Source organism: Chitinophaga sp. YR627 (genome assembly GCF_900114995.1).
Lineage (GTDB): Bacteria > Bacteroidota > Bacteroidia > Chitinophagales > Chitinophagaceae > Chitinophaga.
This window is the reverse complement of the sequence record NZ_FOUX01000001.1, coordinates 189,363-214,859: the sequence shown is the minus strand read 5'-3', so window position 1 is coordinate 214,859 and position 25,497 is coordinate 189,363. Positions and strand designations below refer to the sequence as shown.

Sequence of the window (25,497 nt, the reverse complement as noted above, 5' to 3'; positions counted from 1 at the left end):
GATTAAGCTATCAGAATACCCTTGGGGTAGCCATCCTGATGTTTTGTTTGTTAAAGGTGAATCCTACGGAGATCTCATGTGTGCCGCCGCTGTAGTTCTGTAACGGACCTACAGAAAAGTCGTAGGCATACCCGATACGCAGATTCGGCATAGGGAATACCTCTGCCGCTGCCACCGCCGCATTACGATACATCAGGTTTTTCTGCAGATAGCTTTTATCATATAGCTTCAGGCCCGTCCGGTAGGAACCACCGATCCATACGACCTCTTTCAGAAGCAGGAAGGCATTCAGGTCCAGACTGGTAGGACCACCACGGTCATCTTTCAGGAGAAAGGATGGTTTCAGCTGAATATCCTCATTCAAAGGGATCAGCGTACCAGCGGTCAGATAGTAATGCAGTTTGGTCTGTGGCAGATAAAGGAACTTACCTTTATTATCAAAGGCCTGTACAACGATATTATCAACCGAGAAACCAGCATAGTAACGGTCATCCGAATAGAAGATCCCGGCTCTCGCATCAGGCGTCAGACGGTGGAGTCCCGCCGGCATATCTGTCTCCGGATCATTCGGGTTCAGTTGTGACCCATTAATACCCGTTTGCAGCATCCCCACACTCAGGCCGATCGCCAGACGGGAAGAACCTTCCCTGTTCAGGCGGATGCGGTAAGCATAGCTGACATAAGCAGAAAGGTTATCCTGCGCACCCAGTTTATCACCGGATAACTGCAGTGCCAGTCCGACGTTACCGTCATTGGCCGCCGCATCTACCGCCAGCGAGAAACTCTCCGGCGCACCTTTCAGCCCTGTCCACTGATTACGGTAAAAGGCATGCAGATTGAGCTGCTCCTTATACCCTGCATAGGCAGGATTGATATAAATGCCATTGAACATATACTGGCTATACTGTGCATCCTGCTGTGCATGCACAGTCAATCCCAATGATGTCAGCAGTCCAGCTATCAAAAATATTTTTTTCATAGTTTAGGTCTGTGGTTCACATGATTATTTGAAAGCCCTGATCAGTGTAACGTATCCTTTCATCACTTCCCATTCCGCACTGCCGCTTCGTCTGATGCGCAACAGATAGTAATAGGTTCCTTCATTCAGGCCGTCACCTTTCCAGGTATTCTGATATCCTTTTTGTCTGTACACTTCATTACCCCAGCGGTTGACAATGATCAGCTCATTCTCTGCATACTGGTTCAGTCCGCGTATTTCAAAGAAGTCGTTCTTACCATCACCGTTTGGTGTAAACAGGTTCGGTACATTGATACCGGTTGCTGTGATCGTTACCGCAACGGTCGCCGCATTACTTAGCTGACCGTTTGCATTCTTCACCTGGTAGGTGAAGCTATCATCACCAGTATAACCCGGATCAGGCGTGTACACCACAGTACCATCTTCGTTTATTTTCACCGTACCATGCGCAGGTGATACAACCACCTCAACAGATGTTTTATCCAGTGTTGAGTTACGTGCGTCATCATTTGCCAGTACATCGATCGTAACAGGGATGTTGGCCTTTGTTTCACCTCTGTCATTCAGGGCCACAGGATCTTCAATCACAATCACCGGTGTCACATTGATATTTACTGTCACTGTCGCTGTACCACCTTTACCATCGCTGATTGTGATGTTGAAGTTATCCGGTCCGCTGTAACCCGCTGCCGGCGTATAGGTATAAGTACCATTTGCGCCTACGACAGCCGTACCATGCGCAGGATCTGTTGCCTTTGTAAAGGTCACCACATCGCCATCAGGATCAGTACCACTTACAGTACCGCTTACCGGCGTATTTTCAGGTGTCGTTTTAGAATCACCAAAACCAGTCGGCGGATTATTCACCGGTGTAGTGATCACTGGTTTAACAGTGATATTCACCGTCACAGTGGTACTACCACCTTTACCATCATCGATCTTAACAGTGAAACTATCATCACCGGTATAACCAGCTGCCGGGGTATAAGTATAAGTACCATCTGCACGCACTACGACAGTACCATGTGCAGGATCAGTTGCTTTCGTGAATGTCAGTACATCGCCATCAGCGTCTGAGCCGGTTACCGCGCCATTGACAGGTACATCTTTATTAGTGATCTTATCATCACCTGTACCTGTTGGCGGTGTATTTACCGGAGTTACGACTACCGGTGTAACAGTAATATTTACAGTCACTGTTGTGCTACCACCTTTACCATCATCGATCTTAACAGTAAAACTGTCATTACCGCTATATCCGCTTGCAGGCGTATAGGTATAAGTACCATCCGCACGTACCACGACAGTACCGTGTGCAGGGTTGGTCGCTTTTGTAAACGTCAGTACATCGCCATCTGCATCAGAGCCGGTTACGGCACCGTCTACAGGCACATCCTGATCTGTTGTCTTTGTATCACCTGTACCTGTTGGCGGTGTGTTCACCGGAGGTACGACTACCGGTGTAACGGTAATATTCACTGTTACCGTTGTACTGCCGCCTTTGCCATCATCGATCTTAACAGTGAAACTGTCGTTGCCGCTGTAGCCGGTTGCAGGCGTATAAGTATAAGTACCATCCGCACGTACCACTACACTACCATGTGCAGGATCAGTTGCTTTCGTAAAGGTCAGCGCATCACCATCCACATCGGAGCCTGTTACGATGCCATCCACTGGTACATCCTGATCTGTTGTCTTAGTATCCCCTGTGCCTGTTGGCGGTGTATTCACCGGAGGCACGACTACCGGTGTAACAGTAATATTCACCGTTACCGTAGTACTACCACCCTTACCATCGTCGATCTTAACAGTGAAGCTATCGTTACCGCTATAACCGGTTGCAGGCGTATAAGTATAAGTACCATCTGCACGTACCACTACACTACCATGTGCAGGGTCAGTCGCTTTCGTAAAGGTCAGCGCATCACCATCCACATCGGAGCCGGTTACAGCACCATCCACTGGTACATCCTGATCAGTTGTCTTTGTATCACCTGTACCTGTTGGCGGATTGTTTGGCGGTGTGGTAACGGTAATATTTACAGTTACGGTAGTGCTTCCACCCTTACCGTCATCGATCTTAACAGTAAAGCTATCACCACCCACATAACCTGCGGTCGGTGTATAAGTATATGTACCATCCGCATGCACTACTACAGTACCATGTGCAGGATCGGTTGCTTTTGTAAAGGTCAGTACATCACCATCCACATCGGAACCTGTTACAGCACCATTTACCGGCACGTCTCTGTTCGTTGTCTTCGTATCACCTGTACCTGTCGGCGGATTGTTTGGCGGTGTATTCACTGTGATGTTTACAGTCACAGTTGTACTGCCCCCTTTACCATCACTGACTGTTACGGTAAAGCTATCACTACCTATATAACCTGTAGCCGGTGTATAAGTATAAGTACCATCTGCACGTACCACTACAGCACCATGTGCAGGATCCGTCGCTTTCGTAAAGGTCAGCGCATCACCATCCACATCGGAACCTGTTACAGCCCCATCAACAGGGGTATCTCTGAGGGTTGTCTTTGTATCACCTGTACCTGTCGGTGGATTGTTTGGCGGTGTGGTAACGGTAATATTAGCAGTTACACTAGTACTGCCACCTTTACCATCACTGATTGTTACGGTAAAGCTATCACTACCTATATAACCTGTAGCCGGTGTATAAGTATAAGTACCATCTGCACGTACCACTACAGCACCATGTGCAGGATCCGTCGCTTTCGTAAAGGTCAGCGCATCACCATCCACATCGGAACCTGTTACAGCCCCATCAACAGGGGTATCTCTGAGGGTTGTCTTTGTATCACCTGTACCTGTTGGCGGATTGTTTGGCGGTGTATTCACTGTGATGTTTACAGTCACAGTTGTACTGCCCCCTTTACCATCACTGATTGTTATAGTAAAGCTATCACCACCTACATAACCCGCTGCCGGAGTATAGGTGTAGGTACCATCTGCATGCACTACTACGGAGCCATGTGCAGGATCGGTTGCTTTCGTAAAGGTCAGCGCATCACCATCTACATCGGAACCTGTTACAGCGCCATCTACAGGGGTATCTCTGAGGGTTGTCTTTGTATCACCTGTGCCTGTCGGCGGATTGTTTGGCGGTGTATTCACTGTGATATTTACAGTCACAGTTGTACTGCCACCCTTACCATCACTGATTGTTATAGTAAAGCTGTCACCACCCACATAACCCGCTGCCGGAGTATAGGTGTAGGTACCATCCGCACGCACTACCACGGAGCCATGTGCAGGATCGGTTGCTTTTGTAAAGGTCAGTGCATCACCATCCACATCGGAACCTGTTACAGCGCCATCTACAGGCGTATCTCTGAGGGTTGTCTTTGTATCACCTGTACCTGTCGGCGGATTGTTCGGCGGCGTTGTAACCGTAATATTTACTATTTCAGTTGTGCTACCACCCTTACCGTCACTGATTGTTACGGTAAAACTATCACCACCTACATAACCCGGGGCCGGTGTATAAGTATAAGTACCATCCGCACGTACTACTACAGAACCATGTGCAGGATCGGTCGCTTTTGTAAAGGTAAGCGGATCGCCATTCACATCGGAACCTGTTACAGCACCGTCAACAGGAGTATCTCTGAGGGTTGTCTTTGTATCGCCTGTACCTGTTGGTGGCGTATTCACCCTGGTGATCGTCAGCGGGAATGTCTCCGTATCCTGTAAAACACCTCCACTACCGGTATTGCCTCTATCGGAAATATTCACTGTCACCAGTACCGTAGGGGAAGGATTTACGATCGTCATATATTTAACACTACCTGCGGCAATAAACGCGTTGATGTTCGCAATTGTACCGGTCAGTGTCAGCGCACCTGCAGATACGCCTACCGTCACACCTCCACCTAAAGAAGCCGCAAAGGACCCTTCCGGCACAGAGATGGTGACCGTCACCGTACTGCTACCCGCATCTACATCAGCAAAGGAAATACCATCTATCCTTGCAGGTGTTCCTTCCGTTACATTGATGTTCACAGGAACAGTCGCAACAGGGGCATCATTCACCGGGGCAACATTGATGGTCATGGTGGCCGCTGTAGGAGCATAATCATATTGATCTGCAGCTACCCAGCTGAAGCTGGTAGTTCCATTCCAGTTAAGGTTTGGCACAAATGTGAGATTCACCAGATCTGCTGCCGCAATCTCATCTCCTGCTACAACCGGTACGCCGTTCAATTCCAGGGTACCATTCGCAGGCAGGGTATTCACTTTTATTTTCGTCAGTGTCACACCATCAATATCACTATAGTTATTGCTGAAGTCAGTCGCCGCAAAATGCAGGGTATTGTCTTCATTTACGTTCACACTGCTGTTGCTGACAGCAGGCAGGTTGTTCACCAGTACGCTGACAACATAGATATAATCAGCTCTGTCGGCATCCGCATCATCGCTGGAGATCTGTACCGTAGCGGTATAAGTTCCACCGGCATGTCCTGCCGGATCAAAACTTACACTGAAATTGCTGCTGATACCACCTGCCAGATTCGCAGCCCCTGGTTGTGTAGAAACCGTAAATCCGGCATCTCCACTAATGCTGACAACAGGAGCGCCTGTCAGATGTAAAGTACCTGTACCCACGTTCTGAACAGAGAAGTTATGTACCACTGCAGATGAACTGGCCAGCGTCACACCAAAGTCTGTACCGTCCGTCGTATTCACCGTAGCACTATTGTCAGCGATCACGGTCGCATTGCCAGATACGCTGATCCGTGGATCTACCAGTATCTTAATAGTGGTGGTTGCTACCGGACCATTCTCTGTACCATCATTTAAGGTGGTCAGAATAGTACGGTCTGTCTGATCAGGCGTTAATTGTTTATTATAATACCCGATCAGCTGGATGGCTGTAATATAATCTGCCGGAGAAGCAACACCTGTCAGTATGATCGTACCGGTACTATCTCCTGTAGCAGTAATACCTGCCGGTAATGTACCATTCAGGTGCAATCCTTCATTATTACCATCAGGACGGTTAGACAGGGTAATGGTCGCAGAAGCAACTGTACCGCCATCCGGATCAGTGATCGTCAGATCTGTATCTGTGATCCTGGCACCAACCGCACTACCTGCATTGTAATAATTCAGATAACTGTAATTACCAGCCGCTCCTGAGCTATGATCAGGGTCCGGATTTAATACCGGACAGTTATTTACATTGATAGTGGTACTATATATATTATTATCATAGTAACACTCTGTATAGAAAGGATCCTGCGTACTTAAAGAAGCCAGTGTAAAAGGCGTACCGACCGTTGCGCCGACACCTCCTGTTACAAAAGACCCATTATCGTTCAGGATCATGGAGATACCAATATTCAGATTCGTTCTTCCGCTCAGGTCCAGGTTGAAGGCAAAGTCCTTACACTCACCCATTTTGATCTGATCAGGTACCAGGCCCACATATAACAGTCGTGCATTCGGATCCGTAGTAGGGTCTCCTTCATAGAAAGCCACCGGCATTCCACCGTTGTTATTACCGGAACCCGGATTACAGATCTGCACATGCGCCTGAACAGTGTTACAGTTAGTGCCTTTGGTGAAACTGATATTGGTTGGATTGAAGGCTACGTCCGGACGTGCACCAAAGAAGTCAGCCGACAAAAGGAACTGGTAAGACTGATTGGCCAGGCCCGTTTTATTGGTAACGATCAGCTGACTCTTATCCGCCGTCAGTTTAAAAGAGAAGTCATACGGGAAACCCGCCTTGAAACCTACGGTATTGACATGTGTCTTGGTACTGGTACTGTCCAGCGGCACATCACGGAAAGCGAAGTTGTCTTCACGTCTGCCGGTACCGGTAGAAGAACCTACCTGCTGATAATAATAACCAGTAGCCGTTTCCTTTTCAAGATCTATATATGCATAAGACGCCAGCGGATTCTCATTACTCTCGTTGTTGAAGTTGATCGCGTTGGCTGTCTCGTTGAAATAAATAAAGTTGGTACCGGAAGGAATTCTGAAGGTCCTGGTCACACCTGCTGCCGGATAGGTTGCACTGGCTATACTGCGGATATCGGAATCAATAAATTCCGCACTCATACCCTGTCCTACCCTGCTATAAAACTCAAACACATAGGAGTCGTCAAAGTCGCGGGCGTAATTCGATTCACGTTTGATGATCAGGTTACCACCGCTCACGTAAACTTCCGGATCATATATACCGACAGCTCCGGCGCTGACATTCTTTGACGTATAGTCTCCGGTGATAGTACCGGAAGCAGTCAAAGGACCAGCAAGCGTAACATCCTTATTACTAATTACATAAGTAGACCTTCTGTCATCAGAACCACCGTTCGCCAGTGTCACAAATCCATTCAGGAGCGACTGGTCCAGGTCCAGCAGGAAGTGCAGGTTCGAATAACCTTCTTCTGTACCGTTATTACTGTCCAGATCTGCTACACTGGTATTACTACCCTTACCTGCTATACTGATAATACTTGTTCCCGGAGGGATGGGTATGATCAGATCAGTACTGGCAGCCGTCACACCGTGCTGCATACTGCGGATAAGCGTAGGCAGCGGATTGAGTGAGTTTGTGTTAGGTGACAGATATTCAACATGATAAGAGGAATGGATACCTGTCGCGTTTTCCGCGATCGTCAGTGTAGAGCCGGTGATTGAAAATCTAACGTTGTTGAGGTCTGGGGTCTTGTCGCCAATCTTACTTGCATCAGGGATAACAGCGCCGAGGTTTACTTTTCTCCATCCATATACATTTGTTCCGGAGCCAAGCGTGTTGGTATTCTTGGCATAATTGAGAAATCCGGACGAAGTGAGCGTGGGGATGTCGATGATCGCATTGATCGTAATAAAGTCTTCATCTCCTCTCAGGGTTTCCGCATCTCCCGCCGGATTATTCAAACCGGTTTCCGATGCAACATACACCACGACTGACTTTGTACCTGCAGGAATGGTGAAGGTCGGCGGCGCTCCGCCAGGGGCCCTGTACTTGGTTTCCACACCGAGAATATCGGCTTTCTTTCCTCCCGTCGGACTACAGGGGCTGAATGGCAACTGTCCGTAAACAAGGATGGGTAAGAGCATCAGGCAAATGCCCGAAAGTGCTCCGAAGAATTTTGTCTTCATAGGTATTTTCAATTAACAGCCCTCTCCGGCCGTATATTTCACTGGTTTAAGGAAACACACTTACTTAAATAAGGGACAGAATATTGTCATCATTCCCGAACAATGTTCATAAAAAATGTCGAAAGTGGCTTCCCACTCCGACATTTTTCATAACGGACACAAATATAGATTATTAACTTAATATCTGATAACAGAAAAAGGCAAGTCATTTTCATGACCTGCCTTTTCTGAAAAATTGAAACGTGTTTATCAGATGCTTTCTTCGTAAATATTACCGAACCTGTCGGTCGCCTTCACCGTGATCTTTTTAGCATCAGGAGAAGGTTTTGCGAAGAACATGTGATCATTGAGAGTAGGCTCCACGAACTTGTGCTTTTTAGGCAACTGTGGTCCGAGATAGAGTTCCACCGCCCACGGATCGTAGGCTACGCGGTGCTCCATAGGCCCTTTTAATACGCCGTCCTCATACCATTCAACTTTCCACTTGCTATCCCAGTTCCATACATTGGCAGAGATCTCATCCGGCGATTCCTTTACTTTTCCTTTCGGATAGATACGGAGCTGTGTTTCTTTTGGTAAGCCGGTTGATTTATAATACCATTTGATCTCAGTACCGTCTACCTCATACACACCATATCCGCCCGGCGTACCATCTCCACAGATAGGGCCCGTCCACCAGGCACCACATACGGTACCATGGTTGTGCTCCATGATATCTCCTTCTTCCCAGTTATCATTGAAGTGCGTGTGTCCGCTCATGATATGCACCTTGTATGGCGCGAGCATCTTGTACAACTGCTTTCTGTTAGCCACTGTACCACCGCCCACTTCTTCCGGTTTGCCGTTTCTTCTCTGCTGGCCGGTGAAGGTCGGAATATGCGTGCTCAATACGATGGTGCTGCCTGGTTTTACATGGGCCAGGTCCTGATCCAGCCATTGTAACTGGTTTTCAGTAATATAGCCGATATAATTTTTCGCAGCGCCCAGGAAGAATACGTCGTCCAGTACGATGTAATGCACTTCTCCCCTGTTGTAAGAGTAATAAGTTGGTCCGAACTGTTTCTTGAACGTGTTGGAAGAACCATCATCTGTACGGGCTTCATTGTCCATATCATGGTTACCGATCACATTGAAGAAAGGAATACCGGTTTTACCAACCGCTTCTTTATAATCTGCAAACAGTTCGAATTCATCCCATACCAGGTCTCCACAGCCAATACCATGGATCAGCAGGTCCGTTGGGTAGGATTTCACCAGCGCCTGCAGGTCAGGCACTGACTGACTCATTAACAACTCCACATCTTTCTTCGATTTCATCTGCGGATCGGCCCACACAACAAAAGCATGTTTACGGTCATCTACTTTCAACTTCTCCAGACTGAAGTCATTTTTGACAACAGGATTTCCCTTGCTCAGTGGTCTGAAGAAGTTAGCGATCCCCTTTTCTTCCGGAAATGCATAACCTGATGGTACGCTGATATATACAAATTCAGCGGTACCGTTGCTCTGCAGCACATAATCGCCGTTTTTGTCGGTCAGCACGATATTGATACCGTCAGTTACCTGTACACCGGAGATCCCTTTACCGTTGCTCTGTACCCTTCCTTTTAATGTAACGTTGGAAAGATCGATGTTTCCTCTTCCGAATAATGGCTTTGCGTTCAGCATTACCGAAGGCACTGTGAGCAGTGAACCGGTAATACCAAGATTCTTTAAGAATTTTCTTCTGTTAAGCGTCATAACTGTTTAATCTGTTTATTTGAGAACTGTAGCTCCTTCTCCTTCGATATCTGTTATTGGAGAGCTCTTGGTCAGCAGTCTGTTGTTCTGTGCCCTTGCTCTTACCCATTTACCCAGCGCCGGATTGTACACACCACCCAGCATATTGAAATAGCCCAGGTCAGCTGTGTTGTACACCAGACTCAGGGTATTGGAACCCTGTCTGTAGAATGGCTGCTGCGCCATCGTGAGCGGATTAATGATATCATAGAAATCCGTATTGGCAACACGGTATCCTTTGCTGCCGGAGTACAAACTACCACCGGTAGCGATAAAGATCACATCCACCGGCGTAGAGCTGGCAGTAACGGTAGAATCTTTAAATACCGCTACACCGGATGCGTTACCACTATTAGCAAACAGACCGCCTGTTTTCAGACCGAAGCCATCACCGTCATTCTTGGTATAATCAAATGCCCTGATCCAGTTGGAACTGCTAATATTGGTAGAACCGGAACCATTGATCAGTTTACCGGCGCCGCCTACATAGAAGAAAGTGCCTTTCTTCGCAGTACCCTTGCTCAGACTGAATTTATATGTACGCATGTTACCCGTAGCCCATCCATTGGTAGGATAGCCCGTTGGCGTAGAAGCATTGGCATTATTGGTCATCACTACCGCATAAGGGGTCTGCGCAAAATCAATATCGGTTGTCGCCATCAGCTGTACGTATTCATAGTTACCATCACCGCCGGCTACATCACTCATAAAACCAGTGATCAGTACAGGTGCTACCTGGATCTGAGAACTCAGTTCCTGCACATCTTTTCCGGTACGCACCCTGAACTGCGGGGTCAGCTTTCCTTCCTTCCCTTCGGAGTTGAAGACAATACCGGTATAGTTAGCATTCACAAAAGCCGCGTTATTTGCAAAGGCAGCATTTGCTTCGGTATGCAGGATGATATCGCCAAAACCATCATTCAGTGTCTTATCACCAGATAAAACATCTGTGGGCTGTGGCAACGGATCAAAAGTACCTTTCACAATCACAGACAACATACTCTCATAGTTATCCGGATTGGTCTGCATCTGACCGATCGTCACACGCATGATCGTCAGCGGGTTATCAGAAGAAACCTTCTGGATATCGCTTTTGCTAACGCCCTTGATCTCCAGGATACCATTTACCCTTGACAATGTCTTACCATCTATATGGATGATCACAGAATCACCCGGTACAAAGGAGGCTGCATCAGCGCCTAAAGGAATCGAAATACCACGCATGGCTGACAGGCGACGGGCATCCTGTACCACCAGCAGTCCCTCCGGCAGGTTGCCGCCGGAATGGTCTGATACAACCATCGCTGCCAGACTATGACCACCTTTGAGATTATCATTGTTCAGTACAAGGTCCTGACCTCTGTACAGGTTTCTGACATCCATTATTGCCACATAAGGGCTTATCTCTGCTCCAGGATAATTATCCTTTTCACATCCCCAAAGCGTGATCAGTGAGGACAATAAGAAAGCGTATATAAATATCTTTTTCATGACAGTATTTTGGTATTGAATATCAATTATGGTTTTTGCCACCAAACCTGGGTAGAGATCTGATCTGCCCCCTGTCTGGCAACTGCCAGTTTATAATTTGTCGGATTAGTTGATTGTACATATACAGGATAAGTCATCCTTGCAGGCATCACACCGCCGTTTTTCAGTCCCGCGCCTTTAGGCAGGATCGGGTGACCAGTACGACGGTATTCAAACCACTGCTGCATGTCCATCAGGAACAGCGCATAATATTTCTGCTTGTGGATCCTTTCCATTTTATCTTCGAATGATAACTTATCATCCCACTCGATGTCTGCTGCCGTCAGGAAGTCTTTGATTGGCACAACCCAGTTAGGCAGCCATAAAGTGATACTGTTCTGTGCACCATCATTGTAGTAGGTTTCAGCAGAGCCAGTGATCCATCCCCTGATAGCACATTCTGCCAGGATGAACTTCAGTTCCGCATAATTCATCATCATACCCGTCATTGGCTCTGTCATCAGCGACACCGCAGAGGTGTTAGAATAGAAGTAGCATTTTTTTATCGGGTTCTCGCCTGGCGCATAACCGCTTGGAATACCCTGGTAAGAACCGGAGTAAGGAGCAATACCCCATCTGTTAATGCTGCTGGTGCCATAGGTAGGAATGTCGATACGCGGATCATTCCAGGAACTCAGGTTATCGATGAAATAGCTGGCAATACCAGGCGCCCTGAAGTCCTGTTCTCTTACACCGATGTAAGGAGAAGACAGCGGACCAACACCTGTCCATCTCAGGATCGCAGACTCTGCATTGCTGGCCATGATCGGATAAGTTTCAACAACTTTTTTGATCCTGGCTTTACAGAATTCTGTCATCTCCGCTTTACCGGATACCCTCAGCAACAAACGTAAATACAGTGAGTTACCGAACTTACGCCAGTTCGCTACCGACCCACCGTATACAGGGTCACTGGTAGAACTGATCGCCGTACCGGTGGATAACCATACGTTGGCTGAATCAAGTTTATCGAAGATATCCATATAGATATCTTTCTGTGCGTCGAACGTGGGCTCATAGATAGCACTGTCTCTTGCTTCATTGGACTGGAAATAAGGAACATCTCCGTAAGTATCTGTCAGTATGGAATAGATCCATGACTGACAGATAACAGAAATACCCATGTAGGACCTGTTGTAGGTCAGCGGTTTGCTGGCTACCTTATACATGTCCTTGAAATTGGTCAGTTCAGAATATAGGCCATTGTACAGGTAATCGGCCCAGGTAGCACGGTAATCATATCTGAATACCTTACCCTCTGCATCACTCGGATCTACCGTTACCTGCATCAACTCATTATTAAAGTTGCGGTTACGAAGCATGTTGTAACCAAGTGTACCTACCAGTGCCGGCGCCATCAGCTGCTCAGGTAATGCCGTAGGAGTACCGTTCGGATCAGTATTGATCTCTGTAAAGTCTTTCGTACAGGATGAGAAAAGCAGGCTACCCATCAATACGACAGCGGAGAATTTATATATAACTTTCTTCATTGCTTTTAAGATTAAAGTACGAGTACCAGGTTACAGCCAATTGTACGGGTAGATGGGAACTGCCCCACTTCAAAACCCTGTACGATATCAGTACCGGTGATTGTACCGAATTCAGGATCGAACATCGGCCATGGAGACCAGATGAACAGGTTACGACCATACACACCAAACGTTGCACGCTGGAAACCGATACGTTTAGCCACCTTTGGATTCAGGGTGTAGTCAAGACGTGCTTCTCTGAATTTGATAAAGTCCGTACGGAAAGTGCTACCCTCTGCGTTATCCACGCCAAAGTGAGAACGGTAATATTCATCGATATCTGTAGCGATCACGTCGTTCTTACGGAACTTGCCATCGCCTTCCTGTACAACACCATTACCGATGATACCATTGTAACGGCCAGGCAGTGTGTTGGTAGTTTTACCCTGTTCTGCCAGTTTGTAGTGCATCAAGGAGTGTGCAACGGCGCCATACTGGCCATCGAACTGTATACCCAGGTGGAACTGTTTGAAAGTGAAATCGTTGGTGAAGCCCAGTTTAAACTTAGGAATCGTGTTACCCAGGTATTTTACACCTTCAGTAAGCAGCGCCACACCGGTTGTTTTGTCATAGATGACCTGGCCGTCAGGAGAGCGCTGGTAACCACGACCATACAGGTCACCCATGCTACCGCCTACCTGTGCCACGATCTGGCCACCACCTACGTAACCGGTTTTCAGTACTACTGAACTGTCTACCAGTTTCTCGATCCTGTTACGGTTAGAAGAGAATACGATATTGGTGCTCCATTTGAACCCGCTCTTGGTAGCGATCGGCGTACCATTCAGTGCCAGTTCAATACCTTTATTGCTTACCTCTCCGGCGTTGATCAATACCTGATTGTAACCGGAAGCACGGTCTACGATACGATACAGGTGCTGGTCTTTAGACATACCTCTGTACAATGCAAGGTCAAATCCGATACGATTATTGAAGAACTTACCAGCCGCACCTACTTCATAGGAAATAGTTCTGAGCGGTCGCAGGTTCGGATTAGCCAGTACGGAAGGATTTTCCAGACCACCGCTATACAGGCTACCCGCTGACGGATATGTATAAGCTGTCATATAAGGAGTAGTACCACCACTACCTACACCGGAAGCAGAGAACCTCACTTTCGCATAGTTTACGGCAGCAGGTAATTTGAAATACTCAGAAGGAACAAAACTCAGGTTAGCAGAAGGATAAAAGAACGCAGCATTACCAGTACGTGCAGGTGTGGCCAATGTACTTGCCCAGTCCTGACGGGCGGTAAAGTCTACAAACAGGTACTCTTTATAGGCCAATGCCAGCAAACCATATGCACTGTTGAATTTATAACCGGAAGTGTAAGGCATTGTTACCAGCGGACCAGCAGCATTTGCCATACTGTAAATACCCGGATAGATCAGGGAGTCAGCACGCACCTCATCTTTTCTGTAGTTGTTTCTCAGGGTGCTTCCACCAGCTGTTACTGACAACTCGAGATCTTTGGCGATCTTACCATTGTATCTCACCAGGAAGTCGGTGCTGGACTCCATACCGAAGATGTTCTGTGTACGGAAGCTACCACGCTGGAACTTCGCACCTGCGTCATAAGGACGCTTCTGTTCGCGGTGCTCATTCGCAAAGTCAATAGAGGTTCTTACCTGTACGCTCAGACCTTTGATGATGTTATAAGTTGCCTGTACGTTACCGGTAATACCGTGACGGTTGGTGGAGTTCAGGAACTCATAGGAAACCGCGTATGGGTTTTCCGGGAAAGAGCTGAAAGGATATTTGATCTGTTTTCCTTCCTGGCCATTTACCCAGTAGTTTCTCAGCCCGTCCAGATCAGCATTCGGCTGCCAGAAGATATACCAGTACATCAGTGACTGGTTACCATAACCGGAACCTGGCAGGTTATCGCTGAATTTATTGGTATAGTTTACTTTAGAAGAGATCTGCAGTTTATCATTCACTTTTGAATTCACGGACATGGCCACTGTGTTACGGCCATAGCCTGTATTCGGCACTGTCCATGTGTTGTTTACATTCGTGAAAGAGAAACGTGCAGTTGTTTTATCAGTACCACCATCCAGGCTCACAGAGTTTGTAAAGGTCTGACCTGTCTGGAAGAATTTCTGGATCTGATTAGGATGAGCCACCCATGGCGTTCTCTCTTTACCCTGTGCCTGTGTCACCGGATCATACTGGAAGAATTTCTGTCCTTCGAAACGCGGACCATAAGCAGAGCTGGTACCACTGGTGCTGGCGCCATCAGCAGATGCACCATAAGAATAATAAGCAGCACCATCCAGTCCCTGTCCATACTCATATTGCAGAGAAGGCCAGCGGTTCACCTGTTCGAGCGCAGCGTTTGAGTTAACGGTCACACCCAGTCCTTTTCTCTTCGGACTACCTGACTTGGTGGTAATGATCAATGCACCATTCGCACCACGCTGACCATATAATGCCGCAGCACCAGGTCCTTTCAGTACGGTCACAGACTCAATATCTTCAGGGTTGATGTCGTTCAGACCACTACCATAGTCAGCCGGCATGTTATCACTACCCGTACCATATGGCGTTTCACCGCTGTTCGCAGTACGACGACCGCTACTCTGGTTGATCACCACACCATCTACTACGATCAGCGCTTCGTTATCACCATTCAGGTTGCTTTCGCCACGCAGGATGATCTTGTTGGAACCGGTAGGACCCGCGTTGGAACGAACCAGGTTCAGACCAGCCACTTTACCGGACAATGCATCTGTCCAGTTATTGGATACCGCATCGGTCAGCTGTTCATTTTTTACAACAGTAGCAGCATAACCCAGGGCTTTCTCATCACGTTTAATACCCAGAGCTGTAGTGATCTCCACTTCTTTCAGCGCTTTTGCATCCGGTAACAGCTGTACGTTCAGCGTCTGGGTTTCTTTTACCGGTATAGTACGGATGCTGTAACCCATAAAAGAGAATACCAGGGATGTTCCCGGAGATGGAACAGCGATGGTATAGAATCCATCTTTATTGGTAATGGTACCTCTGGCACCATTTTTCGGACGTACGTTCACCCCGATCAGTATTTCACCTCTCTCATCGGTTACTTTACCACGGATAACGATATCCGGTTGTCTGCGCGTGATAACAAATGTGTTACCATTACGCACAAATTCGTATTCGGTAGTACGCAGTGCAGCTCTCAGTATTTCAGATACAGTAGCGCCTTTCAGATTTACTGTCACTTTCACACCGGTATTTATTTCGTCTTCACTGTGGTTTACGACGAAAGAAGTGCTCTTCTCAATAAACTGAAATACATTTTTCAGTGGCTGCCCTTCGATGGCAATGTCCAGCTTTTGTTCGCCTGTTTGCGCATAAACAGCAGGCATAAATGCAGTAAAGAATAACAGTACCAGCAGCCCCGCATTCCTGATGATCCCTTTCAGTTGCGGACAGCAATTCCCTAGCGGGCCTCCCCGCTTATTTGTACTTTTGTCCATTCATTTAAAATTTAGCTTTTGTACCGAATTTTTTCGATCCCTTAATGGGTGGTTGTTATTGTATTAATATTAGGTTGTCTGTAATAGTATAATCGATGTTACCCATGAGCTTCAACTGCTGCATGATGTTTTGAATACTGTTGTTCCTGAATGTTGCTGTAAATCTGCGTTTCAGCAGTGTTGAATCTTTTACTTCGAAACGTACTGCATATTTATGTTGCAGCACCTGTAATACTTCCTGTAAAGCGGCATCATGGAAATTAAACTCTCCTCTTATCCACGCAGTGGTGGCTGATATCTCGATGTCCTGTTTGGTAATTGTCCCTTTATATTTATCTATTACTGATCCATTGCCGGCGTTGAGTTCAAGCCATGGTCCTGCCTTTAATATGCTCTCAAGTGCTACCCGCCCACTATTGACAGATACGGAGGCGCGTGCTTCTTCCTTATAATCTCTGACAGAGAATGAAGTACCCAGTACGCGTACTCTCATCTGTTGCGTTTTTACGACGAACGGATGCGCTGCATCTTTTGCGATATCGAAATAAGCTTCCCCTTCTTTCAGCACCACCATACGCTCAGCGCCTTCGAAGTTCTCAGGGTACAACAGTTCACTACCGCCATTGATAACGATACGTGTACCGTCTTTCAGCATCAGCGTAGCGTGATTGCCATCCGCCACTTTCATGACCTGATAACGTTTGGCTGTCTGTCCGCTCTTTTTGAAATAAAGACCGGTCTGTTTTCTCAGCAGGAAAGTACTTCCCATTACAAGCACCAGGATAGCGGCATATTTGCTCACATTTCTCCAGCCACCCAGGAATAATACCCTGCCTGGTTTTACTGTCTGTTTCAGACGAGCAAGGGCAACGGCTACTTCTTCATCCGGTAACTGGTGAGTTCCTGGCTGTAAATAAGCATCCACGGGAAATAAAGCCGCCTGCTCCTCTTCTGTGAGGGAGTCAAGCAAGTCCTGTAATTCCTCTTTTTGTGCGGAGGTCAATTTACCAGTTCTGAAATCTTCCAATCTTTTCCGGATATCCTGTAGGTCCATTTAGCTGACTTTGTTTATTGTGTTTATTATAAGAACAGCAAAACAAACAGGTCACCGTCAGCAATCAAGGTTAAGGAATTGTTACCAAAGAAAAAGGAAGCTGGCAAGGCGGGTACGCAGGGTACGGAGCACTCTTCCGATATAGCGCTCTACGGTTTTTTCAGATACGCCTTCCTGCAGGGCGATCTCTTTGTAGGTAAGGCCTTCCTCGCGGTTCAGGAGATAAAAACGGCGGGCGGATTCTTCCTGTGTATTGATAGTATGGTCGATAATCTGTTGCTGCTCTTTTACTTCCATGTAGTTGGCGGCAGCACTTGTTTCAATATATACAGTGGCGTAGGCGTCCTGTTGTTTCTTTTCTTTCAGCACACCTTTCAGATGGTCCAGGAAACAGTTGCGTGCGATGATCAGAATATATCTCAGCATCTCCTCCCCGTCTTCCGGCAGTAAGTCCAGCTTCTGCCAGATCTTCAGGTAAGCCTCCTGCGCCAGGTCGCGGGCCAGGTCCTTATCACTGCTGATTTTTTCCAGGTATGCGACGGTATTAGCGTAGGTCTCTTTGAATAACCTGTCAAAATACATCTCAGGGTCAGATGAAGCACTATGTTTAATATTAATTCGCATCTTATTTAACCTGGTGTTTACGAAACAAAATTACACCGCTATTGTAAAGGTAATGTTAAGTCTGTCTGAACATTATTCAGCAGAGATAGTGTAGAGACCTCCTGATAACATGATATTCACTGACAATAGCGTGATAAGCTGTACGTGTTAATTTTCAGGGCGCAAAATAGAGAGCGAATGTTAAGTTTGGATTAAGTAATTGTTAACTTATATGGATATTTTGCTTGTCAGTTTGTCTCAAACAAACGCTTCATATGCTCAAAATCATAAAAGGTTAATCTTCTTATTCTAAAATAAGTATCCCAGTATTCTCTAAGTGTGTCAATATAATTTCTCCTGGTATTATCTCTTTCTGTCTGAGCGAGATTGAGATCTACTACCGTCATCTTGCCTGTCTGAAACTGGCTGTTGATCATCTCAAAAGATCTCTCCGCAATTGAATCGGTCATCTTTCCGAGGTTAATGTTCCCATTCAGGAGTTCTATGCTACTGACAAGTGTCACTATTTCCTGAACAAGGTTGACGCTGTCAATATTATTATTAAAATTAGTAAGTTTTTCAAGCGCGACCGATGTTTTGTATCTGTTGCGTCGACGCCCCCAATCAACAATGGGCATATTAATACCAACAGACAATGTTTGTTGATTCTTCGGATCAGTATAAATAGGTCGCAAAGAAGTAGCGGCTCTGTTAAGACCAAAGTTTGCTACAAGGTTAATCTGTTGTTTCTCTGCTTTTGCCTGTGCGACATCCCTTTCTGCTTCTAATTTTTTTCGCTCAAACGCAATGTACTCGGGGCGATATTGTCTGGCAAAACCAATCGCAAGTTCAATAGGAATGGCCATATCCGGAATATCTTCCGGCAGTCGTAACGTCAGATCAGTATCTATATGGAACCCCGTATAACCTTCCAATGCCAATTTTGCAATTTTATAATCATATCTGGCCCGATCAAGATCCTGCCGGCTTCTCAGATGGCGTAACTGTAATTGCATCAGTTTGCTTTCTGAAGTGGTTCCCAGGTCTACTCTCCGGCTTTCAATAATATAGTTTATACTATCATTTCTGAGATTACCTGAAGCTATGGCGATGTTAACCTGTGCATCCAACACATCAAAGTACAATTTTACCGTTTGCTGAGCAATATTTTCCATTGTCTGAACATATTCTCTTTTTGATTCTTCATACAACAGTGGTTCTATTCTTTTACGCCATTTCAATGTATTAAATCCGAAGATGGGCTGCGCAAGATGCAGGAAGACAGGCGTTCCGTTATATTCCTTATATTTCTCCTGAAAATCGTAAAATTGACTCAGCTCTGAATTAAGAGACAACTGTCCACCGCTGAAAGGTATCTCCTGGCTCAGACTGAATCCGAGATTAGAATAATTTTGTTGCACCGGTAAAAAAGCGATTTTACCATCGGGTTGTGTAACAGAGGAGTATTGCTTACTATACGATGGAACATTACCATAAAGAGAAATTTGTGGCTTTAAATCGCTCTTTAATGTCAAAAATTGATAATACCTGATTTCTTTCTGAGTAACCGCTACTTTCGATAAAGAAGATCTTGTCTGAGACAAAGCTACCATTTCCTGCAATGAGATGCTACTCTGTTGCTGCGCCACAGTAAATAAAGGGGAAAGCCCCGTAAATAACAATAATATCCAGGCTGATCGTAATGTCATATTTTATTCTTCCATTTAAACAGGTACCAATAAGCCAGAGGTACAAACCATGTCGTAAAAAAGGTGCCGATACTTAAACCACCAATCACTACTAATGCCATGGGTCTCTGTAAATCATTCCCTATCCCTCCAAGGAACAGAACAGGCACCAGAGCAATACTGGTGGTCAGCGAAACCATAAGTAGTGGCTTAAGACATTGATCTCCGGCTTCATGAATAATGCGGGAAAGTAATTGCTCATCCCGTATCATTCCCTCTTGCATATATTGTTTCTCAAGCCTGACTAAAGTTTCTACCTTAAGGATAGGATCATCTACTATCAGGCCCAGTATTACAATAAAGCCTATCGCAGCCATAATATCCAGTGCACTTCCTGTTATCCATAAAAGGAATAAGCCGCCGGTAACACCGAGGGGAATAGTCAGCATAACCACGAGTGGCAGCAACAGGTCTTCATACTGCAAGGCCATGATAAAATATAATAGAAGTAACACAACCAAAAAAACAATCAATAATTGTTTGAGTTGAACGCGATCTTCAAAATACCGTCCGTTAAAATCAACCGAAAATCCGCTTTCCAGAGACACATTCCGTATACTGTCCTGCAATTGTAAAACGTCTGTATGTTGCGTTTCATAAAAGGCTGAATAATATACGCCGGCTTTATCTGCTTCAATATATTTAGGTTGCAGACCATATGTCATACTAACAAACAGGTTCAGTGGGTATGAAGTATTATTAGCGCCGGAAACTGTCCTCTGTAATTTTTGATTCATGCTCTTTTCTTCACTGTTTAGCCTCACACTGTTCTCCCCCTGCGCTCCCTTTAGACTTAAAATATGATATGTTCCAAAAAGTTCCTGCAGCGTACTTTGAATATCAGTTCTCTGCACACCATATAGCAACATCTTCGGTTCGTCAAATTTCAATGTCATATTGGGTACCATCTGCGTATTTTCCGCCAGTCTGAGACCTTTCTCTGACAATTTTTGAAGTAACGGCTCCAGATCTCCAGCTTTCCCATAACGGAATCTGGCTTCGATATAAGGTTTCTTATCTTCGAAAAGTTGTGTAAAAGCATTGGGAGCATCAACGATACTAAAACCAGCATTTTTATAATGAAGCGGAACCCATTCTTTTACCAGCATATTTACCCTTTCGAGCTCTTTTTCACTTTGCGTATTAAAATATAAAATCACCTGCTGTATTTCGTTATTCTCGGGCTGCATGAGAAATTGTTGAATGCCAACTTCAGTCTCTGTAGATGTACAATACGGGCGGATTAGCTGTTCAATTTCATTACTGCGTTTCAGATTTTCACCAGCACTGATTGGTTCATTCCAATCCACTTTAATCAGGCTTTCGGTTCTTTCGATATGTGGAAGACTTTTTATCGGAATATGCATCGCCAACCAGCCCCCCACAAACATCAGCCCGACAGTAATCAGAAAATACACACATTTGAATCGTAATATATTGTGGATCATACGATGATATCCCGCAGCTACCCATTTATAAAACACGGTATCTTCTTTTTGCCCGGATGACGCATGTTTCATTAGTAGTGGATAAAGTACCGGTGTCAACACAAACGCGACCAATAATGATATCCCCATGGAAACAGAAAGAGCAATACTCTGATCTGCTATCAGATCACCCGAAAGGCCATTCATGATCACCAAAGGAACGTATACCGCAACTGTCGTCAGCACCTGGCTGATAACGGGTACCACTACTTCATTGGTTCCCTGTATACTGCTCTCTGTAAGGTTCAACCCTAATATTCGTTTCCTTGTAATATTGTTGATAACCACAATGGAGTTATCAATGAGCATACCTATACCCAATGCCAGACCTGACAGCGAAATAATATTAAAGGAGATGCCCAGAAAATAAAAAAATATAAATGTAATGATAAGTGACAGTGGTATATTAATACTCATCAGCACCGGGGCACCCCAATTTCCGAGGAACATAAACAAAAGCAATACCGTCAATGTGCCACCATAAATAAGATCCTGATATAGGTTGTCGATCCCGGCATTAAGCAGAAAAGTCTGATCCCGTGAAAATGCAAACTCCAGCTGTGGATAATCTTCTTTAAATTTTTCAACCAGGGTTTTAATCGCCGGTACCAATTCATTCATTCTGCTATCCGGCTGTTTTTGTATGGTAATGACTATTCCTTTTTTACCATTGTAAACGTGATACCCTGATGGATCTTCCAATACCTGTGCTACTTTGGCGACGTCCTGAAGTTTGATAACAGTACCTCCTTTTGAGCGCAATGGTAACTGTCGGATCTGGTCTATCGTGTTTAATGAACTAGAGAACTCTACAAGATAACGATACTGCCCATCTCTTAGGCTAAGATTCCCGGCTCTCCTGTCTGCATTTTGAATGGCCATTGGGAGAACAGCCTGATTCAGACCAAGAGCCTTCAGCTCATTCTCTTCAGGAGCAACTACAATAATCGCGTGGGACAATCCACTTAAGTCTACCATGGAAATGCCATCCAATTGTTCCAATCTTCTTTTCAGGATTTTTTCAGCCAGATCAGATGCCGCTAATTGTCCATCAGGAGAACGTGGAGTTACTTGTAGTCTGATAACAGGTATGTCCGCGGTATTAGCCCTTATGATCTGTGGCCTTTCCATATCACGCGGAAATAGATTGGTCATCCTGTCGAGGATTTCGTTAACGTCAATATACATCAGGTCCATACGTGTCCTGTGACGAAAATATAAATACAGGACGCCCTCGTGATTGGAGCAGCGGGATTCAATATTTACCAGATGATCAAGCGATGAAAGACGCTCCCGCAATGGCTGCATTACATCCTGCTCTATATTCGAGGCAGCCTTATCAGGATATCGAATGCGTATTGTTAGCTGAGGAACATCAATTTCAGGCAATAATGACACAGGAATTTGGCCGCTAAACCATAAACCTCCTGCCACCAATACAATAAAAATCATAATTATGCCAACCGGTCTTTGGATAAAATAACGCACCATCTCCTCTCTGTTATTTATTTTGGACCGTCACAGGCGTTTCATTAGCCAGTTGCAGGTTATCAGATATTATTACTTCTTGTGAAACTTTTATCCCATCAAGTATCTCCACCTCTTTACCATTGTCTCTTCCTACTGTAACGTAGTTCCAGCGCGCCACGCCATTTTCAACTGTAAATACGATACTTCTTCCACTCCGTTGTATTACAGCTTCCTTAGCAACAACGATAGATTTATGTAATGGGACATTTAATAATGCAGTACAATTCATACCGGGGAACAGAATACCTCCTGTCTTAATACCCAGCTTAACGAGCGCCAGACCATTTTCATCAATGTAAGGGTTAATCTCCTGTACATAAGCCGCAATATGCTGATCCGATGCGGACACCGGACTTATGATAGCCGTCAAACCTTTATGTAACAATGTGACATCCGATTCAAGTACTCTGATCTCTAATCTCAGATCCGTTGGATCATAAATACGAAACAATTCGGTCCCGGCCTTTACAAACTGTCCCTCCTGGACCTTTATATCAGTAACCAACCCTTTAAATGGCGCGCGGATTGTAGCCTTTGATAACTCATATCCTGCCTCAAAAAGGCTTTCCTCACCTTCTGCCAGGCCACTGGCAATCCGTAGCTTCTTTTTGATATCTGCTGTCTTAACAGGTGTTCTATCTTTTAACAGATTCTCGTATCCTAATAGTTGGCTTTCGTATTCCTTCCCTGCATTGAAAACCTGTAACTCTGCTCTGTTTACTTTATGTCTCGGAAGCAATGTATCCAATTGAATGATAATCTTGCCGCTCTGCACAAATTCCCCCATTGTTGCATACAATGCCAACAATTTCCCGTCCGTCTCAGCAAATATCATTTGTTCTTTCCCTGATCGTACCTTACCATTGGCACTGATCTGATATTCAAAATCTTTCCGCTGAGCTTTGGCAGTAGTTACACTAACATTTTTTTTTATTTCGGGAAGGTTAATATCATCAGTCGGTACAGCTTTCACGGATGTTGACGAATTACAACCTGCTGAAACAAATACCAGGCTGCATATTACTATATATCTAATCATTTTAAGGTTCATTATTGATGACTTCACCAGTAATTTGTAACCTGACGGGAGATTCTTTACTATTGAAGAAAACGGTTATATCCTTATTGAAGTACCCACTGGTGGCTCCTTTGTAAGTGATAGTAACAGATGATGTATCACCTGGCATTACCGGCCGCGTCAGATATGTAGGGGTAGTGCACCCACATGCCGTTTTTACAGTTTTTATAATCAGAGGACAATCTCCGGTATTTTTGAATACGTACGAAACCGTATAAGGATCTGTTTGTCTTATTTTGCCCAGGTTATAGGATGTTCTGTCAAAAGTGATATGCGTCTCCTTTCGGGATATTTCTTTCTTCAGTGACAAATTACTTTTCTGAAAAAACTCCTCTACGAGCTCATAATACCTGAACGCTGTCTCCGGAAGATATTTATCAGGAGCAAATACGTATTTGGGTTGCATATCCTCATCCAGAATAAAATAATATGGAGCCTGTATACTTTCGATAGAATTCTCTTTGAGGCTATCAATAGGTATATTGTAAAGAGGATATATTATTTCAAACTGGCTTTTGACAACCGGTAAACTATTAGCAAAAGGATAAGAAGCCAGCAGCAAAATATTTTCGGCGCCGATGACAGGGGCCATTTTAGCCAGATGTTCCAATTCGGTTTTCACACATGATTCACAGTTCGCGTCAGTAAAGCGCAATACCAGTTTAGCACCTGCACCAGCTTTCACTAATGAATCCAATCTCATTACATTATGCGTAAGATCGAATACTGATACCTGCTGAGGTATTTTCATATAATGATGTGCAGTCCCTGTATTTAAGATGACATTCAAACGTTGTTCCCGTTCCGCGTAACTCTTAGCAGTCTGCCCGGCAACAGATCTGACGCGGACAACAACTATAACGAGCATCACATTTACGATAAGTAAGAAGGCAACAATGGTCCTTACATATAGTTTATTCAGCGGCATTTTTCTTAATGATATATTTGTCGAGGAAATCCACAAAAGCCTTTGTTTCAGCGTCATCATGATGATGCATTCGTTTGGCCTGTTTAAAAAAATTCTTAAGTGATGCTTTAACTGTTTTACCATCTTTTGCCTGAAGCAATGCGTAAGGCACCCAAATCTTTTCATCCGGAGACAGATCACATCCAAGTACAACACCTCCCTTACCTACCAGCAAATAAAATGGGAAACCAGATTCATCCAGACGAAGCGACTTCGTCTGCGGGTCTGCAATATCAAGGAACAGATTACGTCCCTTGTAGTCTTTTTGATGAATAATTTCCCGCCAACGGGCCTTATTCTCATTTTTATCAACACAAATATTAACAAAGATAATAGATGTATCGCTTTCCAATAACTGTACAAGCGTATCATGGTGTGGGATCATATTAATGCATGGGGCACACCATGTAGCCCAGAAGTCAACATACAAAATTTTATCCTGATACGCCTCAACCGTAGTTTTTAAGCCGGCAGTATCCTCAGCAATGATGGGTGCAAATTGCTCTCCGGTACGATTATCATATTGATTAACCATTTTCTTCAACAATATTGCTCTGCACCCCGAAAACAAGAGTAGAAGAATAACTAACACTAGATACTGCGCTCTCATATAAT

13 protein-coding genes are annotated in these 25,497 nt (G+C 45.1%); all 13 read right to left on the bottom strand.

Annotated elements, in window-relative coordinates:
* Positions 1 to 10: 10 nt before the first annotated feature.
* A complete protein-coding gene (locus BMZ72_RS00560; protein ID WP_089804207.1) occupies positions 11 to 979 on the bottom strand; it encodes a PorP/SprF family type IX secretion system membrane protein in 969 nt (322 codons plus the stop codon).
* 24 nt (positions 980 to 1,003) lie between these two features.
* On the bottom strand, positions 1,004 to 8,113 hold the full coding sequence (locus BMZ72_RS00555) for an Ig-like domain-containing protein (protein WP_089804205.1): 7,110 nt from the start codon (positions 8,111 to 8,113) through the stop codon (positions 1,004 to 1,006).
* A 249-nt stretch (positions 8,114 to 8,362) separates the two neighbouring features.
* The gene (locus BMZ72_RS00550) at positions 8,363 to 9,853 is read right to left on the bottom strand and encodes a calcineurin-like phosphoesterase C-terminal domain-containing protein (RefSeq protein WP_089804203.1); all 1,491 of its coding nucleotides are present in this window, start codon (positions 9,851 to 9,853) and stop codon (positions 8,363 to 8,365) included.
* Positions 9,854 to 9,868: 15 nt separating this feature from the next.
* Positions 9,869 to 11,383, bottom strand: coding sequence for a DUF5689 domain-containing protein (locus BMZ72_RS00545; protein ID WP_177222637.1), 1,515 nt, complete (start codon positions 11,381 to 11,383; stop codon positions 9,869 to 9,871).
* Between the two features lie 26 nt (positions 11,384 to 11,409).
* Positions 11,410 to 12,912: a SusD/RagB family nutrient-binding outer membrane lipoprotein gene (locus tag BMZ72_RS00540; RefSeq protein WP_089804201.1), complete on the bottom strand. Its 1,503-nt coding sequence runs from the start codon at positions 12,910 to 12,912 to the stop codon at positions 11,410 to 11,412.
* Positions 12,913 to 12,923: 11 nt separating this feature from the next.
* A complete protein-coding gene (locus BMZ72_RS00535) occupies positions 12,924 to 16,415 on the bottom strand; it encodes a SusC/RagA family TonB-linked outer membrane protein (RefSeq protein ID WP_089804199.1) in 3,492 nt (1,163 codons plus the stop codon).
* A gap of 55 nt (positions 16,416 to 16,470) precedes the next feature.
* A complete protein-coding gene (locus BMZ72_RS00530) occupies positions 16,471 to 17,469 on the bottom strand; it encodes a FecR family protein (protein ID WP_089804197.1) in 999 nt (332 codons plus the stop codon).
* Positions 17,470 to 17,550: 81 nt separating this feature from the next.
* A complete protein-coding gene (locus BMZ72_RS00525; RefSeq protein ID WP_089804196.1) occupies positions 17,551 to 18,093 on the bottom strand; it encodes a sigma-70 family RNA polymerase sigma factor in 543 nt (180 codons plus the stop codon).
* Between the two features lie 227 nt (positions 18,094 to 18,320).
* The gene (locus tag BMZ72_RS00520) at positions 18,321 to 19,721 is read right to left on the bottom strand and encodes a TolC family protein (RefSeq protein WP_177222636.1); all 1,401 of its coding nucleotides are present in this window, start codon (positions 19,719 to 19,721) and stop codon (positions 18,321 to 18,323) included.
* Positions 19,722 to 19,777: 56 nt separating this feature from the next.
* On the bottom strand, positions 19,778 to 22,798 hold the full coding sequence (locus BMZ72_RS00515) for an efflux RND transporter permease subunit (protein WP_089804194.1): 3,021 nt from the start codon (positions 22,796 to 22,798) through the stop codon (positions 19,778 to 19,780).
* Between the two features lie 10 nt (positions 22,799 to 22,808).
* Positions 22,809 to 23,810, bottom strand: a complete 1,002-nt coding sequence (locus BMZ72_RS00510; protein ID WP_177222635.1) for an efflux RND transporter periplasmic adaptor subunit — start codon at positions 23,808 to 23,810, stop codon at positions 22,809 to 22,811.
* Between the two features lie 67 nt (positions 23,811 to 23,877).
* Positions 23,878 to 24,843 carry a DUF1573 domain-containing protein gene (locus BMZ72_RS00505; protein WP_177222634.1) on the bottom strand — a complete coding sequence of 322 codons (966 nt, stop codon included), beginning with the start codon at positions 24,841 to 24,843 and terminating at the stop codon, positions 23,878 to 23,880.
* On the bottom strand, positions 24,830 to 25,492 hold the full coding sequence (locus BMZ72_RS00500) for a TlpA family protein disulfide reductase (RefSeq protein WP_089804188.1): 663 nt from the start codon (positions 25,490 to 25,492) through the stop codon (positions 24,830 to 24,832). The genes BMZ72_RS00505 and BMZ72_RS00500 overlap by 14 nt, the downstream gene beginning before the upstream one ends.
* Between the last annotated feature and the right edge of the window lie 5 nt (positions 25,493 to 25,497).

Bases quoted from the DNA above. Each gene is read 5' to 3' on its own strand.
- BMZ72_RS00540 (WP_089804201.1), bottom strand. From the start codon at position 12,912: ATGAAGAAAGTTATATATAAATTCTCCGCTGTCGTATTGATGGGTAGC.
- BMZ72_RS00530 (WP_089804197.1), bottom strand. From the start codon at position 17,469: ATGGACCTACAGGATATCCGGAAAAGATTGGAAGATTTCAGAACTGGT.
- BMZ72_RS00525 (WP_089804196.1), bottom strand. From the start codon at position 18,093: ATGCGAATTAATATTAAACATAGTGCTTCATCTGACCCTGAGATGTAT.
- BMZ72_RS00505 (WP_177222634.1), bottom strand. From the start codon at position 24,843: ATGCCGCTGAATAAACTATATGTAAGGACCATTGTTGCCTTCTTACTT.
- BMZ72_RS00515 (WP_089804194.1), bottom strand. From the start codon at position 22,798: ATGGTGCGTTATTTTATCCAAAGACCGGTTGGCATAATTATGATTTTT.
- BMZ72_RS00500 (WP_089804188.1), bottom strand. From the start codon at position 25,492: ATGAGAGCGCAGTATCTAGTGTTAGTTATTCTTCTACTCTTGTTTTCG.
- BMZ72_RS00555 (WP_089804205.1), bottom strand. From the start codon at position 8,113: ATGAAGACAAAATTCTTCGGAGCACTTTCGGGCATTTGCCTGATGCTC.
- BMZ72_RS00560 (WP_089804207.1), bottom strand. From the start codon at position 979: ATGAAAAAAATATTTTTGATAGCTGGACTGCTGACATCATTGGGATTG.
- BMZ72_RS00545 (WP_177222637.1), bottom strand. From the start codon at position 11,383: ATGAAAAAGATATTTATATACGCTTTCTTATTGTCCTCACTGATCACG.
- BMZ72_RS00535 (WP_089804199.1), bottom strand. From the start codon at position 16,415: ATGGACAAAAGTACAAATAAGCGGGGAGGCCCGCTAGGGAATTGCTGT.
- BMZ72_RS00550 (WP_089804203.1), bottom strand. From the start codon at position 9,853: ATGACGCTTAACAGAAGAAAATTCTTAAAGAATCTTGGTATTACCGGT.